Source organism: Blautia sp. SC05B48 (genome assembly GCF_005848555.1).
In the GTDB taxonomy this organism is placed as follows: Bacteria; Bacillota; Clostridia; order Lachnospirales; family Lachnospiraceae; genus Blautia_A.
This window is the reverse complement of the sequence record NZ_CP040518.1, coordinates 2,373,317-2,390,902: the sequence shown is the minus strand read 5'-3', so window position 1 is coordinate 2,390,902 and position 17,586 is coordinate 2,373,317. Positions and strand designations below refer to the sequence as shown.

Annotated in this window: 14 protein-coding genes; 4 read left to right on the top strand and 10 right to left on the bottom strand. The window is 45.9% G+C overall.

The features are described from left to right. Nucleotides 1–83 precede the first annotated feature (83 nt). The 3 genes from tpiA to gap form a co-directional block, all read right to left on the bottom strand. Nucleotides 84–833 carry a triose-phosphate isomerase gene (tpiA, locus tag EYS05_RS11015; RefSeq protein WP_015527001.1) on the bottom strand — a complete coding sequence of 250 codons (750 nt, stop codon included), beginning with the start codon at nt 831–833 and terminating at the stop codon, nt 84–86. A 44-nt stretch (nt 834–877) separates the two neighbouring features. Further along, nucleotides 878–2,074 carry a phosphoglycerate kinase gene (locus tag EYS05_RS11010; RefSeq protein ID WP_118513052.1) on the bottom strand — a complete coding sequence of 399 codons (1,197 nt, stop codon included), beginning with the start codon at nt 2,072–2,074 and terminating at the stop codon, nt 878–880. Nucleotides 2,075–2,261: 187 nt separating this feature from the next. Further along, nucleotides 2,262–3,281 (bottom strand): type I glyceraldehyde-3-phosphate dehydrogenase, encoded by a 1,020-nt coding sequence (gene gap, locus EYS05_RS11005; protein ID WP_118513051.1) that lies wholly within the window; start codon nt 3,279–3,281, stop codon nt 2,262–2,264. A 304-nt stretch (nt 3,282–3,585) separates the two neighbouring features. Between gap and EYS05_RS11000 the strand changes: the two genes are divergently transcribed. Continuing rightward, complete coding sequence (locus tag EYS05_RS11000) at nt 3,586–4,404, top strand: histidinol-phosphatase HisJ family protein (protein ID WP_138277165.1); 819 nt, start codon at nt 3,586–3,588, stop codon at nt 4,402–4,404. A gap of 75 nt (nt 4,405–4,479) precedes the next feature. Beyond that, a complete protein-coding gene (locus EYS05_RS10995; protein ID WP_138277164.1) occupies nt 4,480–6,564 on the top strand; it encodes a hypothetical protein in 2,085 nt (694 codons plus the stop codon). A gap of 137 nt (nt 6,565–6,701) precedes the next feature. Here the strand turns inward: EYS05_RS10995 and EYS05_RS10990 are convergent, their stop codons facing one another. The 4 genes from EYS05_RS10990 to EYS05_RS10975 all read right to left on the bottom strand — a co-directional run bounded on the left by EYS05_RS10990 (nt 6,702) and on the right by EYS05_RS10975 (nt 11,466). Continuing rightward, nucleotides 6,702–9,260 (bottom strand): HAD-IC family P-type ATPase, encoded by a 2,559-nt coding sequence (locus tag EYS05_RS10990; protein WP_138277163.1) that lies wholly within the window; start codon nt 9,258–9,260, stop codon nt 6,702–6,704. Nucleotides 9,261–9,349: 89 nt separating this feature from the next. Further along, nucleotides 9,350–9,796 (bottom strand): Fe-S cluster assembly scaffold protein NifU, encoded by a 447-nt coding sequence (nifU, locus tag EYS05_RS10985; protein WP_015526995.1) that lies wholly within the window; start codon nt 9,794–9,796, stop codon nt 9,350–9,352. A gap of 28 nt (nt 9,797–9,824) precedes the next feature. Further along, nucleotides 9,825–11,012, bottom strand: a complete 1,188-nt coding sequence (gene nifS, locus EYS05_RS10980) for a cysteine desulfurase NifS (RefSeq protein ID WP_021650819.1) — start codon at nt 11,010–11,012, stop codon at nt 9,825–9,827. A gap of 25 nt (nt 11,013–11,037) precedes the next feature. Beyond that, nucleotides 11,038–11,466, bottom strand: a complete 429-nt coding sequence (locus EYS05_RS10975; protein WP_015526993.1) for an RrF2 family transcriptional regulator — start codon at nt 11,464–11,466, stop codon at nt 11,038–11,040. Between the two features lie 122 nt (nt 11,467–11,588). Between EYS05_RS10975 and EYS05_RS10970 the strand changes: the two genes are divergently transcribed. Then, a complete protein-coding gene (locus EYS05_RS10970; RefSeq protein WP_138277162.1) occupies nt 11,589–12,923 on the top strand; it encodes a polysaccharide biosynthesis protein in 1,335 nt (444 codons plus the stop codon). Nucleotides 12,924–12,965: 42 nt separating this feature from the next. After that, nucleotides 12,966–13,997, top strand: coding sequence for a 3-deoxy-7-phosphoheptulonate synthase (locus EYS05_RS10965; protein WP_118513045.1), 1,032 nt, complete (start codon nt 12,966–12,968; stop codon nt 13,995–13,997). Nucleotides 13,998–14,136: 139 nt separating this feature from the next. Here EYS05_RS10965 and xerD read toward each other — a convergent pair whose 3' ends face one another. The 3 genes from xerD to rny form a co-directional block, all read right to left on the bottom strand. Beyond that, nucleotides 14,137–15,021, bottom strand: a complete 885-nt coding sequence (gene xerD / locus EYS05_RS10960) for a site-specific tyrosine recombinase XerD (RefSeq protein WP_138277161.1) — start codon at nt 15,019–15,021, stop codon at nt 14,137–14,139. A 179-nt stretch (nt 15,022–15,200) separates the two neighbouring features. After that, the gene (locus tag EYS05_RS10955; RefSeq protein WP_138277160.1) at nt 15,201–15,809 is read right to left on the bottom strand and encodes a stage II sporulation protein M; all 609 of its coding nucleotides are present in this window, start codon (nt 15,807–15,809) and stop codon (nt 15,201–15,203) included. Nucleotides 15,810–15,938: 129 nt separating this feature from the next. After that, entirely contained in the window at nt 15,939–17,498 is a 1,560-nt protein-coding gene (gene rny / locus EYS05_RS10950; protein ID WP_021650814.1) for a ribonuclease Y, read from the bottom strand. Nucleotides 17,499–17,586: the final 88 nt, after the last annotated feature.

Here is a 17,586-nt window from a genome sequence, read left to right as displayed (position 1 = left end):
CTATCCGTGTCAGGGAGAGTTTTTCTGGTTTTTTCTATAAGAAGATATAAAAAAAGGGGCCGAAGCCCCTTTTTAAGTGGATCTTATTTGTAGTTTACGATCTTTCCGAAATCTGGTTTCAGGGAAGCACCGCCTACAAGACCGCCGTCGATGTCAGCCTGAGCGAATAAGTCAGGAGCTGTTGCAGCGTTTACAGATCCGCCGTACTGGATACGGATCTCTGCTGCTGTAGCATCATCATAGATCTCAGCGATGCATTTACGGATATCAGCGCAAACCTCCTGAGCCTGCTCTGTTGTAGCTGTCTTACCTGTTCCGATAGCCCAGATCGGCTCGTAAGCGATAACTGCTGTCTTAGCCTGATCAGCTGTAACACCCTGGAATCCAACCTTAACCTGCTGACGGATGAAGTCCATAGTCACGCCCTGCTCTCTCTGAGTAAGTGTCTCACCGCAGCACATGATCGGTGTGATGCCATGCTCGAAAGCTTTGAGCATTTTTTTGTTAACGTCTTCGTTTGTCTCACCGAAATACTCTCTTCTCTCGGAATGTCCAAGTACTACATACTTAACGCCTGCATCTACGAGCATAGCCGGAGCGATCTCACCTGTGTAAGCACCTTTCTCCTCAAAGTACATGTTCTCAGCACCAACCTGGATGTTTGTTCCTTTAGCTGCCTCAACAACAGGGATGATGTCGATAGCCGGTACGCAGAATACTACGTCAACTTCGTCGTTAACAACAAGCGGTTTTAAAGTCTCAACGAGCTTTACAGCCTCGCTTGGTGTCATGTTCATTTTCCAGTTTCCAGCAATGATTTTCTTTCTTGCCATGGTTTTATCTCCTTTTTTGTGTTCTTGGAACACTTTATTTTTTATCAGTCTTTATCGTTAGCTGCTGCTACACCCGGAAGCTCTTTTCCCTCAAGGAACTCAAGAGACGCACCGCCACCTGTGGAGATGTGTGTCATCTTGTCGCCATATCCAAGGATATTTACAGCTGCTGCGGAATCACCGCCACCGATGATCGTTGTTGCGTCTGTCTCTGCAAGAGCTTTGGCAACTGCCTCTGTACCATGTGCGAAGTTCGGCATCTCGAAGCATCCCATCGGTCCGTTCCATACAACTGTCTTAGCATCTTTAACAGCATCTGCAAAAATCTTCTCTGTCTCTGTTCCGATGTCCATTCCTTCCCATCCGTCCGGAATTTCACCACGTTTAACGATCTGGATGTTGCAGTCGTTGGAGAAGTCATCACCGATTCTGTTATCTACAGGAAGAAGAAGCTTAACGCCTTTCTCCTCTGCTTTCTTCATCATGTCAAGTGCATACTGAAGATAGTCATCCTCGCAGAGAGATTTTCCGATATGTCCGCCCATAGCTTTGGAGAATGTATAGGACATACCACCACCGATGATCAGTGTATCTACCTTATCAAGAAGGTTGTTGATTACAGAGATCTTGCTGGAAACCTTAGCACCGCCAAGAATTGCAACGAATGGTCTCTCTGGATTATTTACAGCGTTTCCGAGGAAATCGATCTCTTTCTGCATCAGATATCCTACAACTGCTGTCTTAACATATTTGGTAACACCTACGTTGGAGCAGTGAGCTCTGTGAGCGGTTCCGAATGCATCGTTTACGAATACATCGCAAAGAGAAGCAAGGTCTTCGCTGAACTTATCTTCGTTCTTTGTCTCTTCTGCACGGTAACGTGTATTCTCAAGAAGAATTACATCGCCATCTTTCATCTCAGCAACAGCAGCTTTTGCGTTTGGTCCTACTACCTCAGGATCTGCTGCAAATTTCACTTCCTGTCCAAGAAGCTCAGAAAGACGAACAGCTACAGGTGCAAGAGAAAGCTCCGGTTTCGGCTCTCCCTTCGGTTTTCCGAGGTGGGAGCAGAGGATAACCTTTCCGCCGTCTGCGATCAGTTTCTTGATTGTAGGAAGAGCAGCCACAAGACGATTCTCGTCTGTGATCTTTCCATCCTGAAGCGGAACGTTAAAGTCACATCTTACAAGTACTCTCTGTCCTTTTACATTGATATCATCAACACTTTTTTTGTTCAGCATTTCTATATCTCCTTAACTTTTATTTCTGCCGGAAGCAGATCAATAAGGGCGAGCGGTATTGTTGTCCGCTCTGTCAACAGTCATTTCCTCAGATATTCTTTTGTTTGATCTTTTGGAAAAAAAGGGCCCGGTCCTCTTCAGACCGGACCCTTTCTGAGTCTATTCTTCTACACTCGTTCGCTGAAAATTAAGCGTTCAGAAGGCTTCCGAAGTGCTTGATTGTACGAACCATCTGGCTTGTGTAGGAGTTCTCGTTGTCATACCAGGAAACTACCTGAACCTCTGTTGTGCCATTCTCAAGTGGAAGTACCATTGTCTGAGTAGCATCGAAGAGGGAACCAAATCTCATACCAACGATATCGCTGGATACGATCTCATCCTCGTTGTATCCGAAGGACTCGTTAGAAGCTGCTTTCATAGCTGCGTTGATCTGCTCTTTTGTAACATTTCCTTCAACTACTGCTGTAAGGATTGTTGTAGAACCTGTTGGGGTAGGAACACGCTGTGCAGAACCGATAAGTTTGCCGTTAAGCTCTGGGATAACAAGTCCGATAGCTTTAGCAGCACCTGTGCTGTTCGGAACGATATTAACTGCAGCTGCACGGGATCTTCTCAGATCGCCTTTTCTCTGCGGTCCGTCAAGTGTCATCTGATCGCCTGTGTAAGCGTGGATTGTGCACATGATACCGGATTTGATCGGTGCAAGATCGTTAAGAGCCTTAGCCATTGGTGCAAGGCAGTTTGTTGTACAGGAAGCTGCGGAGATGATCTTGTCCTCGTTTGTAAGACCCTGATGGTTTACGTTGTAAACGATTGTCTTAAGGTCGTTTCCAGCCGGAGCGGAAATAACTACGTGCTTAGCACCTGCATCGATATGAGCCTGAGCTTTATCTTTAGATGTGTAGAAACCTGTGCACTCAAGAACTACGTCTACACCGATCTCTCCCCATGGAAGCTCTGCAGCGTTAGCCTTAGCATAGATTTTGATCTCTTTTCCGTCTACTGTGATGGAATCCTCTCCTGCTTTAACTGTATCAGCAAGAGCATATCTTCCCTGTGTAGAATCATATTTTAATAAGTGAGCAAGCATTTTAGGAGATGTAAGGTCATTGATTGCTACAACCTCGAATCCCTCTGCTCCAAACATCTGACGGAATGCAAGACGACCGATACGTCCAAAACCATTAATTGCAACTTTTACTGCCATGATAAATTCCTCCTATGAATTGAATGGTGATTAAATCGTTCCTTTGTTAAAGAAACATCAACCTGTTTCATATTGTACCTAATTCCAAACAAAAATTCAAGAGCTATTTATAAAAAAGAACATTAAAATAAATATTAAGAAAATTTCTGAAAAATGTGCTATAATTCTTTGATAGAAAGTTCTGTCCTGCTGATTCCCAAAACGGATATCTATATTCCCGCTGGGAGTTTGACTTTCCCGGATTCATAACAGGCAGATACGATCATTGTCACAGAATATAAAGGCTTGAATATGGAGGTACAAAATGGACCAGAAAATTTTATGGGACTGCCATATGCACTCCTCTTTTTCCGCAGATTCCGATACACCGATGGAAGAAATGATCCAGACTGCCGCAGACCAGTGTCTCACGGGAATCTGTTTTACTGAACATTTTGATCCGGATTATCCCGATACTCCGGAAAATCTTGATTTTTCCCTGAACATCCCTGTATACCGCCAGAAACTTGAGAGTCTTGCGGATGCTTTTAAAGACCAGATCCAGGTTAACTTCGGGATCGAGCTTGGACTTCAGCCTCAGCTTGCAGAATCTTTTTCCGATCTTCTGAAAGAAGTTCCCTTTGATTTCGTTATTGGTTCCTCCCATGTGGTGCACGGATACGATCCTTATTATCCTTCTTATTTTGAGGGCCGTAAGGAATCCGCATGCTACATGGAATATTTTGAATCCATCCTAGAAAATATCGCTGCTTTTGACGAGATGGATGTGTACGGACATATCGACTATGTAGTACGTTATGGTCCAAATCAGAACCGTCAGTATTCTTATGGAAGATATAAGGAGATCCTGGACGAGATCCTGCGGACATTGATCCGCAAAAATGTGGGAATCGAGCTGAACACAGGCGGTTATCACTACGGGCTTGGTGAACCGAATCCATGTGTCAATATTATCCGACGTTACCGTGAGCTTGGCGGTGAGATCATCACCATCGGTGCAGATGCCCATACTCCGGATAAGATCGGCTATGCTTTTGACAAGGCGGCTGATGTTCTCCGTGAATGTGGTTTTTCCTATTATACTGTATTTAAAAACCGCCGTCCTGTTTTTCATAAGCTGTAGCTCTGTTTCTCTCTCCGGTGAGAGAGTTTACATTTTTATACCGAAAATATCATTTTATCTAAGGAGGAACTCTATATGTCAACAAAAAGACTCCAGAAAAAGAAAGTTGCCATGCAGGCAAAAAAAGAAAAGCAGCTGAAAAAAAATACCTCTGCTGCCGGCACCAGTTCCAGTGTTGCCAAATCTGTTGAAAATGCTAAAGCCGAAGTGAAAAAACTTGAAACCGTAAAGAAGGAAACGCTTAAAGTCGAAACCTCCAAAACCGAACCGATCAAGGTCGAGACTTCCAAGACCGAGCCGATCAAGGTTGAGACTTCCAAGACCGAACCGATCAAGGTTGAGACTTCCAAAACCGAACCGATCAAGGTCGAGACTTCCAAGACCGAACCGATCAAGGTTGAGACTTCCAAAACCGAACCGATCAAGGTCGAGACTTCCAAGACCGAACCGATCAAGGTCGAGACTTCCAAGACTGAGCCGGCGAAAGTTACTACTTCCAAGACCGAGCCTCTGAAAGTCGAAACTTCCAAGGAGGACACAGCTTACGATGCCCTCTACGAGAAACGTCTGAAACACTACTACAATGATCTGAAATGGCTCTACTGTGAACTGTTCCGCGATCATCCGGAAGTTGCCGGCACATTCTCAAGCCTCACAAAAAAGATGAAAGAGATTTACCGTGAGCGCTCTCTTTCCATGAAGGAAGCTGACCAGACCTGCGTTGCTGATCCTGACTGGTTCCGTAAGACTACTTTCACCGGAATGGCTGTAAATCCTGCTGACTTCGCAGATACTCTTTCCGGTCTATCTGATAAACTGGACTATATCAGCGAATGCAAAGCAGACACTCTGTACCTGACAGATCTTTTCCAGGCAACCTCCAATTGCTCCCTTTACATTATCCCGGAGATCGGAACCTCCGAAAATCTGTACACACTTGCAGCTAACTGTAGGAAAGCAGGTATCCGCCTGGCTCTTGAGATCCCGTTAAGTCTTTCTGTGGATGACCCACAGTCCGGTGCGCCGTGTGTGCTCCAGACTCCGGCTTATTTCAATGCAATGCTTCTTCAGATCCTGGAACTTGCAAATGAGGGTGCTTCTGTATTCAGCCTTGGTGTCCTTCCGATGATGCCGGAAGAAAATCTCTGGAAGCTTCACTCTCTGCTACGTATGACCAGAATGGTGTGTGAGATCGTATGCCCCGGAATTCTTCTCCTTGGCGAAACAGACCGCCCACCTGCAGAGGCTGCTGCATTCGGAGGAACTTCCGATATGCCGGAACTTCACATTGTAAACAGCACCCGGCTGATGTCCGATCTCTGGCATACCGTTGCCACAAAGGACACTGCCCTTCTCCGCCGGGGAATTGACAGAGCTGCAGACCTTCCGCAGGCACCGGTATTCCAGAATTACCTCCGTAACCGCAACACTGTACGTTGGAACCTAGACTATGATTTCCTGAAAGGAAGCTTTATCACAGAAGGACCTCACAGAGATTATCTGAATGAATTCCTGGCAGGTATTTTCCCTGATTCCTTTGCCCGGGGTGAAATTTATGTAAATCCGGAAAACGAGGAATCTGAGCTCTGCGGAACAACCGCATCTCTTGCAGGAATTGAGCGTTTTGATTATGAAGGAAATATGGAGGGTGTCAGCCGGGGAATCCGCTATGACGTAACACTTCATGCATTGCTTCTTTCCCTCCCCGGAATTCCGGTACTTCGAAGCGGTGACGAGGTCGGACAGCTGAATGACTACACCTATAAAGCAGACATTTCCAAAGCATCTGATCCCCGCTGGCTCCACAACGGACGTTTCAACTGGGCACTTGCCAGGAACAGAGCCGATGCCGAAACGATTCAGGGACGCATTTTCAACAGCCTTGAGCAGCTGGAATCCATCCGCGCCAGCCATCCGGTATTTGCACCTGAAGTTCCTGCACATACGGTGGAAACATGGGAAAGGGCTCTCCTTGCCCTGGTAAGAGAAACTTCTGAAGAAAAGCTGATCTGCATCTACAATTTCAGCGATCAGGATAAGGTAGCCTGGATCAACGAACAGGACGGTACTTACACAGATCTTCTCACAGGAGTTCAGAGAGACGCACAGGCTGTAGAGATCCCGGCCTTCGGATTTATCTGGCTTATGCACACGAAATAATAACTTCGTCAGGCGGATATCCACAATCTGCATTCTCTACACAGATCTGCACCGGATAACTTCTCCACAGTTTATTCTCTCCAAAAAAGGACACTGCCATTTTCAACGGGCAGTGTCCTTTTTTATTTCTCATATTATTATTTTCTCAGCTTATCAATAAATGCGGCAAATTTCCCCTGTTCCCCACTATCCAGCGAACGACTGTAAATATTTCTGAGCCAGGCCGTGATCACATCGATCAGGATCGGAGAAAATGTCATCAAAAGGAACACCAGAATGATCATTCCGAATTCCAGAGATCCCAGTGTCAGAAGATTCTGCAGAACCACCGCCGCACCGAAAAAGATCACCTGCATACTGTAAATGATCACCTTTCGATAGGTATTCAAAGGCGCATAAACCGTCTTAAGTGCCGCCATATAATTCCATCCTGTTACAAGCACACAGGCTGTATTCAGCATGGCATTGGAATGGTATACATTCTGGCATACCAGCATCACACTGAACACACAGCCCGTGATGGTCACAGCAGCCGGAAATGCATTCATAAACACATGACGCAAAAATGTATGGTCGATCTTCTCATAATTATTCTCCTGTGCCAGAAGGAACGTAGGAATACCAACAGCACAGGCACTGATCAAAGACATTTGGATCGGCTCAAAGGGATAAGAATCCCCGAAGAAGATCGTGATCAGTGACAACAGCACGGAAAAAATCGTTTTGATCAGAAACATAGATGCCGCAGTACGGATATTATTTACAACCCGGCGTCCCTGATTCACTATTTCCGGCATTGCTGCAAAATTAGAATCCAGCAATACCACATTGGCAATATTCTTGGCAGCATCACTGCCCTCAGCCATGGCAATACTGCAGTCCGCCTCTTTAAGCGCCAGAACATCATTGACACCATCACCGGTCATGGCAACCGTATGCTTCTGAGCCTGTAAAGACTTCACCATTGCCTGCTTCTGCTGAGGTGTTACACGTCCGAACACACTATATTCTGCAACTGCCTCGTCCATCTGTTCCTGGGTTGTGATCGTTGTCGCATCTATATAATGCTCTGCATTTTTAAGGCCTGCACGTCTGGCAATTGCAGAAACCGTCACCGGATCATCACCGGAGATCACTTTCAGATCAACACCCTGACTTTCGAAATATGCCAGTGTATCCGGTGCCTCTGCACGGATCACATCGGTAATAAGCAAAAGTCCGACAGGTTCCAGTCCCTCCGGAAGCTCCGCTCCCTCACTCACATTTACACTATGGGCAAGAACCAGCACACGAAGACCTTCCTCTGCAAATCTGCCACAATACTCCATCAACTCCGGGTTCCCTTCCGGAAAAAGAAACTGCGCTGCCCCCATCAGATAAGTACCTGTATCTGTAAATGCAGCTCCGCTGTACTTCCTGTCAGAAGAAAACGGGATCACATGATCCAGCTCCATATCCTGAGATACTTTAAATCTTGCCCTGAGTGCATCGGCAGTGGCATTCTGATCCTTCAGCACAGAAAGCAGATTTCCCATGATATGCTCGATCTCCCGGATCTTCTTCGGATCTTCCTGACTATGTTTCTCCGGGTCAGCTTCTGACTTTTCCTGTAATACGAGATTCGCGCTTCCATCCTCCTTTGCGATCGCATCTGTTGCTGAAACTGCAGAAGTCGCAGAACTCTCAGTTCCATTGCCGTCACCTTCGCCGGATTCAGGATCTTTCCCGGATATTTTCTCTGAAATCTCATCATACACCGGCGGATAGCTCTCCACCGCCTCCACACACATGGTACCCTCTGTGATAGTTCCTGTCTTATCCAGGCAGAGCGTATCCACGCGTGCAAGAGTTTCTATACAGTACAGCTCCTGCACCAGCGTCTTCTTCTGGGCCAGCTTCAGCGCACCCAGAGTCAGTGCCACACTGGTAAGAAGGACCAGCCCCTCCGGGATCATTCCCAGGACCGCTGCAACCATATTGACAACAGAATCCCGGATATTGTCTCCCACAAAATAATACTGTTTATAAAAAAGCAGCGCACCCATTGGTACGATAATGATACTGATCACCTTCAGAATGGCATTCAGGGAATTTCTAAGCTCTGAACTATGGCGTTTGAATTCCTTGGCCTCGCTGGTGATCCTTGACGCATAGTTGTCACTTCCCACATGGATGATCTGGCAGCAGGCCTGTCCCGCCGTCACAAAACTTCCAGAAAAAAGCTCATCTCCCGGATTCTTCGGAAGATTGTCTGCCTCACCGGTAAGCAGGGATTCATTGACCTCAAGGCTTCCCTCCAGGATCTTCGCATCTGCCGGAACCTGTTCTCCGGCCTTCAGAAATATCAGATCATCGACAACCAGCTTCTCTGTAGAAATTTTCCATTTTTTTCCTTCACGCAGAACAACCGTCTTGGATTCTGTCAGGATGGCCAGCTTGTCAATCGTCTTCTTAGCACGGACCTCCTGAATGATCCCGATCACGGTATTAATAAAAATGATTCCTACAAACATGGAGTTTTTGTAGGAACCAACCAGCAGTACGAGAACCAGCAGCACCAGGTTCAGAAAATTGAAGAATGTCAACGTATTCTCCAGAATGATCTGCTTATATGTCCTGGTGTTGGGGTTTTCGTTATTATTTACCTGGCCCTGCGCAATTCTTTCCTGAACTTCTTCGTTCGTAAGTCCTGTCATGCTTCTTACTTACCTGTCCTTTCAATGGCTTACGGTTCTGTTCAACTGAAGCTTGCTCATGCCCCGGTTATGATCGTAAATAAAAGGGATCAATACTCCTCTTCTGTATCCTCTTCACCCTCGTGGATATCAGACTTCGGTTTGGAAAGCCCCTCGATCTTAATGTGATGTTTCTCTGCATAATCCCAGAGAGCTGCATGAATTGCTTCCTCAGCAAGCAGGGAACAGTGGATCTTTACCGGCGGAAGTCCGTCCAGAGCCTCCATAACGGCCTTGTTGGTTACTTCCATAGCTTCCTCAATGGTCTTGCCCATTACAAGTTCTGTTGCCATGCTGCTTGTTGCAACTGCTGCACCGCATCCAAATGTTTTAAATTTGCAGTCTTTGATAATATGAGTTTCGTCATCGATATCAAGGAATATTCTCATAATATCACCGCATTTTGCATTTCCTACAGTACCCACGCCACTTGCGTTTTCGATCTCACCGACATTACGTGGATGCTGAAAATGATCCATTACTTTTTCACTATACATTATTTTTTCCTCCTGGCAAGTATTTTTATTATTTTTTCTGCTTTTTAATAAAATCTTCATATAATGGAGACATGCTTCTTAAGTTTGCAGTAATATCTTTCAGCTTATCTACTACAAAATCAACATCCTCCATTGTCGTCTCCTCGCTTAAGGTCATACGGAGAGATCCGTGTGCGATCTCATGAGGAAGACCGATAGCTAACAGAACGTGTGACGGATCCAGAGAACCGGATGTACATGCGGAACCGCTGGATGCACAGATTCCGAAATTATCAAGCATCAGAAGAAGTGACTCTCCCTCGATGAACTGGATGCTTACATTTACGTTGTTCGGAAGACGTTTTACTTTATCTCCATTGAGACGTACGTACGGGATCTCTGTGAGGATCCTGCTGATCATATGATCTCTGATCTCGATTTCTTTTGCAGTACGCTCTTTCATGGACTTGTTTGCACGCTCTGCTGCAAGACCGTATCCTACGATACCAGGAACGTTCTCTGTACCTGCACGACGTTTTCTCTCCTGTGCTCCGCCATGTACGAATGAGCGGATCTTAACGCCCTTACGGATATAAAGGAAGCCGATTCCCTTCGGTCCGTTGATCTTATGTCCGCTGGAGCTGAGCATATCAATATTGAACTCATCTACATTGATCGGGATCTGGCCGAATGCCTGAACAGCATCTGTATGGAACAGGATTCCATGCTCATGTGCGATCTGGCCGATCTCTTTCAGCGGCTCAAGAGTACCGATCTCATTGTTTGCAGCCATAACAGAGATCAGGATGGTCTCCGGTGTGATGGCTTTCTGAAGCTCATCCAGGTCAATGAAACCATTCTCATCTACATCCAGGTATGTGACCTTGGCACCACGTTCTTTTTCAAGGTACTCGCAGGTATGAAGGATGGCATGATGCTCGATCTTTGTTGTGATGATATGGTTTCCTTTATTTTTATATGCCTCAAAGGTCGCTTTCAGAGCCCAGTTATCAGACTCGGAACCACCTGCTGTAAAATAGATCTCCTCTTTTTTGGCTCCGATCACATCTGCGATCTGCTGTCTTGCCTTTGCGATGGCAGCCTTGCTGTTTGCCGCAAAATCATAAACGGTTGAAGCATTTCCATAAAACTCTGTAAAATACGGCAGCATAGCCTCCACAACTTCCGGTGCGGTCTTTGTGGTAGCCGCATTGTCCAGATATATCATTTTTCCCATTTTCTTTTCCTCCTGTTCAGGATAATTATTTTTCGTGTATTCTCCGACTTTCTTCGATCAGCTCACTGAGCATCAGGGTATCCACTGCATCTGTGATGCTGTCGTTGATCCTCTTCCACACTAATTTAGCCACGCAGAGATCAGAACCCTGGCAGCCACCGTCACCTTCTGTTCCCGGACATGTTGCAGCCTCCAGGCCACCCTCCAGGACACGAAGGATATCTCCCACTGAAATCTCTTCTGCCGGTCTTCCAAGGAAGTATCCTCCGGCTGCACCGCGGACACTCTTCACAAGGCCCGCTTTCTTCAAAAGTGCCATCAGCTGCTCCAGATAGCTGACTGATATATTCTGACGGCCCGCAATACTCTGAAGCGAGACCGCTTCTTTTTCACTGTAAAGACCAAGGTCTATCAAAGCCTTAAGTCCGTATTTTGCTCTTGTTGACAGTTTCATCCGCTCACCTCTTTTTCAATTCCCAGTGTTTTCCTCGGATTTCATGTTTACTCTATCAGAAACATATGGTTCTGTCAAGACTAACTTCTTCATATACTGACAAAAAAGACTCAAGGTTATCCATGTCAAAAAAAATATTTCTCAAAGGAACCCTGATTCTTGCCTGCACAGGCCTTATCAGCCGTATCGCAGGTTTCTTTTATAGAATATTCCTCTCCCATGCCATTGGTGCGGAAGGTCTTGGTTTGTATCAGCTGGTTCTTCCTCTCCAGGGACTTATGGCCGCTTTATCCTATACAGGGATCCAGTCTGCCCTTTCACGCCTGATCGCATCCAGACTTGCCCTTCAGGAGAAAAAGGAGGCACGTTTTTCGCTGGTCACAGGAACACTTATGGCTGTCTTTTTTTCTGCTGCAGCCGGTTTTCTGCTTTTTCAGCACGCATATTTTTTTGCTTCCACAATTCTGAAAACACCGCAGACTGCCGGTCTTCTTCGCCTAACAGCTGTCAGTATTCCTCTCTGTGCCATTCATTCCTGCATTGACAGCTATTATTATGCCCGGAAAAAAGCCTCTGTTCCGGCAGTCGTGCAGCTTTCGGAGCAGTCTGCACGGATCGGCACTACCTATATCCTGTATCTGATCTTTCTTTCCGAAGGACGTCCGATCACTGCATTGATCGCAGCGGGAGGTTCCCTTGCCGGAGAGACTGCCGCTTCGCTGGTGTCGCTGCTGGTAGTTTCCTTTCATTTCGGAAATCACCCTGTACACGAAAAGACTCCCGTCAGGATCTTTCCGCTGATAAAGGACCTTTTCACACTGTCTTTTCCCATTTCCCTGAACAGGATTCTTCTGACACTTCTCGGCAGCATAGAAGCGGTCCTGATCCCACAGATGCTTCTGCGTTCCGGCATGACAGCCTCAGACTCACTGAAGATCTATGGGATCTTTACAGGAATGGCACTGCCCCTGCTCCTGTTTCCTTCCACACTTACGTCTTCCGCCGCTGTAATGCTGATGCCTTCCATCGCACAGCTTGATGCACTGGGAAAGCAGAAGCAGATCCGCCGTGTCACAGATCAGACCTTTTTTCTGTGCATGTTCCTGGGATTTCTATGCGGAAGCGGATTCTTTCTTTTTGGCCCATTCCTCGGAACATTGCTTTTTCACAGCCAGACTGCCGGAACCTACATACGGTATCTGTCTTTTATCTGTCCTTTTCTTTATACAAACACCATGCTCACCAGCATCCTGCAGGGACTTGGAAAACCGGGGCTCTGTCTGATCCACAGTATTGCCGGCATTCTCATCCGTATTTTCTCCGTTGTTTTTATAATTCCGGCAACGGGGATCCGAGGCTATTTTTACGGAATTTTTCTGGGTGAGCTGCTGCTTACTCTTCTACACGTGAAAGCGCTAAAATTTCCCTATCGACAATCGACCAATAATCGTTTATAATAAATAATCGAAATGTCTATAGTTATGGAGGAATAAAGTACTATGAGTTTTGAATTCATAAAAAAACTGCCAACTCCTGAGGAAATCCGCAATCAGTATCCGCTCGATGCTGAACTTCAGGCGCTCAAGGAGAAACGCGATGCTGAGATTCGCGACGTTTTCACCGGAAAATCCGATAAATTCCTCGCTATCATCGGACCATGTTCTGCAGATAACGAAGATGCCGTATGCGATTATCTTTTAAGACTTCGCAAAGTTCAGGAAAAGATCGAGGATAAAGTCCTTATCATCCCGCGTGTTTACACAAACAAGCCACGTACAACCGGTGAAGGATACAAGGGAATGGTCCATCAGCCGGATCCTGAGAAAAAACCGAACCTTCTTGCCGGACTGATCGCGATCCGCAAGATGCACATGCGTGCTATCCGCGAAAGTGGCTTCACCTGTGCAGATGAGATGCTTTACCCGGAGAACTACCGTTATCTCTCGGATGTGCTTTCCTACGTTGCTGTAGGCGCACGTTCTGTTGAAGATCAGCAGCACAGACTCACTGTCAGCGGCATGGATGTTCCGGCTGGTATGAAGAACCCTACCAGTGGTGACTACAGCGTTATGCTGAACTCCATTGTTGCAGCACAGGGCGCTCATCGTTTTATTTACAGAAGCTGGGAGGTTGAGACCACCGGCAACCCACTCTCTCACGCAATCCTTCGCGGTGCAGTAAACAAGCATGGGGAAGCGATCCCGAACTACCATTACGAGGATCTTCGTCTTCTCTATGACAAATACCATGCAAAGAACCTTGCCAACCCGGCAGTGATCGTGGATACCAACCACTCCAACTCCAACAAGCATTACGAGCAGCAGGTTCGTATCGCAAGTGAGGTTCTTCACAGCCGTCAGGTAGATCCTGAGCTTCACTCCATGGTAAAGGGTCTCATGATCGAGAGCTATATCGAACCAGGCAACCAGAAGATCGGTGGAGATCACATCTACGGAAAATCCATCACAGATGCCTGCCTTGGTTGGGATGAGTCTGAGAAGCTGCTTTACACGATCGCTGAAAATTGCTAAGTTCTGTCTGATCTGCACTTCAGGGAACAGACATTTGTGATCATTCTACAATTTATGTTCAAAAAAAGAACCGACATTCTCCCATTTTGGAAGCTGCCGGTTCTTTTTTGAACGCGTTTTTTATATTATTTCTTACAGATCAATGCCTCGGATGTGCTTTCATATATACGTCTCGCATTTTCGCAGCGCCAAAATTCAGATAGACCTGTGTGGTGGAAATATCCGAATGTCCAAGCATTTCCTGCACACTCTTCACGTCCGCTCCATTCTGCAGCATATGTGCGGCAAAAGAATGTCTCAGTGTATGCGGCGTGATATCATGCTGGATCCCGGCTTCCTCTGCATATCCCTTCAGAACCTTCCAGAATCCCTGTCTGCTCATGGATTTTCCTGAACAGTTGGTAAAAAGACTCTCCGTCTCATTTTCTTTCACAAATTTTCCACGGGCTTCCTTCAGATATTTCTCCATGGCTGTTTTGCATACATTTCCTATCGGGATCACCCGTTCCTTATCCTCATCGTGACAGACTACATAACCAAGCCGCAGATTGAGATCCTCCAGATTCAGCCGCAAAAGTTCACTGACACGCATTCCTGTAGCATACAAAAGCTCCAGCATGGCACTGTCCCGGATTCCCTTCGGTGTATTCAGATCCGGCTGTTTCAAAAGGCGGTCTACCTCATCCACAGTAAGGATCTCCGGCATCCGCTTCTCAACCTTGGGCGGCTTCAGTTCCAGAGACGGATCCCTCTCGATCCTGTTCTCCTGATAAAGATACTGAAACAAGGCACGGATAGATGCTACATTTCTGGAGATCGTTGAGGAAGCGAACTGTCCTCTCTCCATATAGCTGAGATAGCCTTCTAGCTCCAGTTCTCCTACATCTCGGATATCATAGATCCCACGATCTGCAAAATACACTGCCATCTTCTTCAGGTCTCTCTGGTAAGATACTTCTGTATTATGTGACGTCCTTTTTCTATTATGTAAATATGTAATAAATTCCCGTATCTCTATGTCCATTTCTCTGCATCCCGTTTCTCTAAAATCATACTCGTTTATGACTGAATTATACTGTGAATTTTACATAAAATCAAACAGTTTTTCATCGTAAAACCGCACAATTTCAACACTTTCCGGCACAAACTACCAAATATCGCAGATTTTATGGAAACCATCACTAGATATTGTGGAAATTTTCCTCAAAAAAATTTCAGGCCCTTTATAACTTTTTCTACGATCCAGGGATTCAGAAAACTTTCTGCAAGGATTCCTCCTGTATACAGCAGAAAAACTGTGATCCCCTGCCGAAAATAAGCCCCTGTTTTCTGCGGCACAAGTCCATAATTTTTCCAGATCCCATACGATTGTCTGTATACGATACCTGCAAGATAAAAATACGCCGGAATATAGACCAGATACTGCGGCATCAGAAGTCCGGCGCCGGCCACACCGCCATAAATACCAAATTCCAGAACCGATAATGCCAGGATCATTCCTGTCTCCATTCCCAAAAACAGCATATATGCGACCGTCAAAGGCACTCCGAATATTGTAAATCCGCATAAAAACAACAGAAGAAAAAAAACGCCTCTTCGTCGCAGCACTTCCAGGAAATAAGCTCCGCCGGAAATATCTTTTCCTGCAAAGCTGCGGATCAGATAAAAAGAAGCCAGGGTTTTCTGCTTCCACTCCATTTTCCAGATCAGATTCGGCAACACATTTCCCGCAAAAACTCCGGTCATAAAAAGAAGCTCCGCCGGAAAACGTCCGGCATTTTTCCACTTCCGGTTCTCTGTCTTACTCTCCATTTACTCACCCTGTACCAGTTTACGCCTGTTTTTCCGGTAATATGACCGTTTTTCCACATGACAAAAAGGCCGGCCAGCTAAAAAGCTGTCCGGCCTTTGATATTTCCAGAACTTTCTTCCATTGAAAGCTTATTTTGCGTAGTCAACCGCTCTGCTTTCACGGATCACATTAACTTTGATCTGTCCAGGATACTCAAGCTCTGCTTCGATCTGCTTTGCAATATCTCTTGCAAGGAGAACCATATCTGCATCACTTACATGATCCGGCACGACCATAACACGAATTTCTCTTCCTGCCTGAATAGCAAAAGATTTCTCTACACCCTTGAATTCATTGGTGATATCCTCAAGCTGTTTCAGACGATTAGTATAGGTTTCCAGGGTCTCACGTCTTGCTCCAGGTCTTGCTGCGGAAATTGCATCAGCAGCCTGTACAATACACGCGATCAGAGATTCCGGCTCCACATCACCATGATGAGACGCAACCGTGTTGATAACGATCGGGGACTCCTTGTATTTCTTGCAGAGATCCACACCGATCTGAATATGAGAACCTTCTACCTCATGGTCAATGGATTTACCAATGTCATGAAGAAGTCCGGCACGCTTGGCCATACGCACATCCACACCAACTTCTCCTGCAAGAAGTCCGGAAAGCTGTGCAACCTCAATTGAATGTCTCAGAGCATTCTGTCCATAGCTTGAACGGAATTTCATACGTCCAAGAAGCTTCAGAAGTTCCGGATGGATTCCATGTACCCCTACATCCATGGCAGCATTCTCACCGTCTTCCCGGATCTGTGCTTCCACTTCTTTCTGGGCTTTCTCTACCATCTCTTCAATTCTTGCCGGATGGATACGTCCATCCACGATCAGTTTCTCAAGAGCCACTCTGGCAATCTCTCTCCTGATCGGATCAAATGCGGAAAGTACCACTGCCTCCGGTGTATCATCAATGATCAGATCCACACCGGTAAGTGTCTCAAGTGTACGGATGTTACGGCCTTCACGACCGATAATCCTTCCCTTCATTTCATCACTTGGAAGCTGTACCACAGAAATCGTTGTCTCGGAAACATGATCCACTGCACATTTCTGAATAGCATTGACTACATATTCCCTGGCTTTCTTATTGGCATCTTCCTTGGCTCTGTTCTCAAGCTCTTTATAGAGTCTTGCAACATCCACCTTTACGTCATCTTCTACAGATTTCAGTAATTCTTCTTTTGCCTGTTCGGAGGTAAGACCTGAAACTCGTTCCAGTTCCTGTACTCCTTTTTCCTCAAGTTCATTTACTCGTTTTTCTTTTTCTTGTAACTCGTTAAATTTCGCTGTACATTCCAGCTCACGCTTCTCCACCGCATTCGCTTTTTTGTCAACAGATTCCTCTTTTGACAAAACTCGCTTCTCATATCTCTGCAGCTCGTTTCTCCGTTCCTTGGTTTCCCTTTCCAGTTCATTTTTAGTTCGCAGAGATTCTTCCTTTACTTCAAGTAAAGTTTCTCGTTTCTTGGTCTCTGCTGCTTTCAATGCTTCATCAAGAATATTCCTTGCCTTATCCTCTGCTGTACCTATGATTTCCGCATCCTTGCGTACTTTCTTGTCAACAGCAACCTTGCAAGTAACAGGAACTGCAATAAGTAGCGTGACTACCACAGCGACAATAACACCGATAATTGTGCCTGCCACAGGAGCACCTCCTTATTTAGTTTTCATTGTACAAATACAACAATACAAGTTTAGCTGTTTTTCACATTTATGTCAAGTTTTTCTCATG

Coding starts and splice junctions, on each gene's coding strand:
- EYS05_RS10990 (WP_138277163.1), bottom strand. CDS start 9,260: ATGACAGGACTTACGAACGAAGAAGTTCAGGAAAGAATTGCGCAGGGC.
- gap (WP_118513051.1), bottom strand. CDS start 3,281: ATGGCAGTAAAAGTTGCAATTAATGGTTTTGGACGTATCGGTCGTCTT.
- EYS05_RS10975 (WP_015526993.1), bottom strand. CDS start 11,466: ATGAAACTGTCAACAAGAGCAAAATACGGACTTAAGGCTTTGATAGAC.
- EYS05_RS11000 (WP_138277165.1), top strand. CDS start 3,586: ATGGACCAGAAAATTTTATGGGACTGCCATATGCACTCCTCTTTTTCC.
- EYS05_RS10955 (WP_138277160.1), bottom strand. CDS start 15,809: ATGGAGAGTAAGACAGAGAACCGGAAGTGGAAAAATGCCGGACGTTTT.
- nifS (WP_021650819.1), bottom strand. CDS start 11,012: ATGGGAAAAATGATATATCTGGACAATGCGGCTACCACAAAGACCGCA.
- nifU (WP_015526995.1), bottom strand. CDS start 9,796: ATGTATAGTGAAAAAGTAATGGATCATTTTCAGCATCCACGTAATGTC.
- EYS05_RS11010 (WP_118513052.1), bottom strand. CDS start 2,074: ATGCTGAACAAAAAAAGTGTTGATGATATCAATGTAAAAGGACAGAGA.
- xerD (WP_138277161.1), bottom strand. CDS start 15,021: ATGGACATAGAGATACGGGAATTTATTACATATTTACATAATAGAAAA.
- EYS05_RS10970 (WP_138277162.1), top strand. CDS start 11,589: ATGTCAAAAAAAATATTTCTCAAAGGAACCCTGATTCTTGCCTGCACA.
- EYS05_RS10965 (WP_118513045.1), top strand. CDS start 12,966: ATGAGTTTTGAATTCATAAAAAAACTGCCAACTCCTGAGGAAATCCGC.
- tpiA (WP_015527001.1), bottom strand. CDS start 833: ATGGCAAGAAAGAAAATCATTGCTGGAAACTGGAAAATGAACATGACA.
- EYS05_RS10995 (WP_138277164.1), top strand. CDS start 4,480: ATGTCAACAAAAAGACTCCAGAAAAAGAAAGTTGCCATGCAGGCAAAA.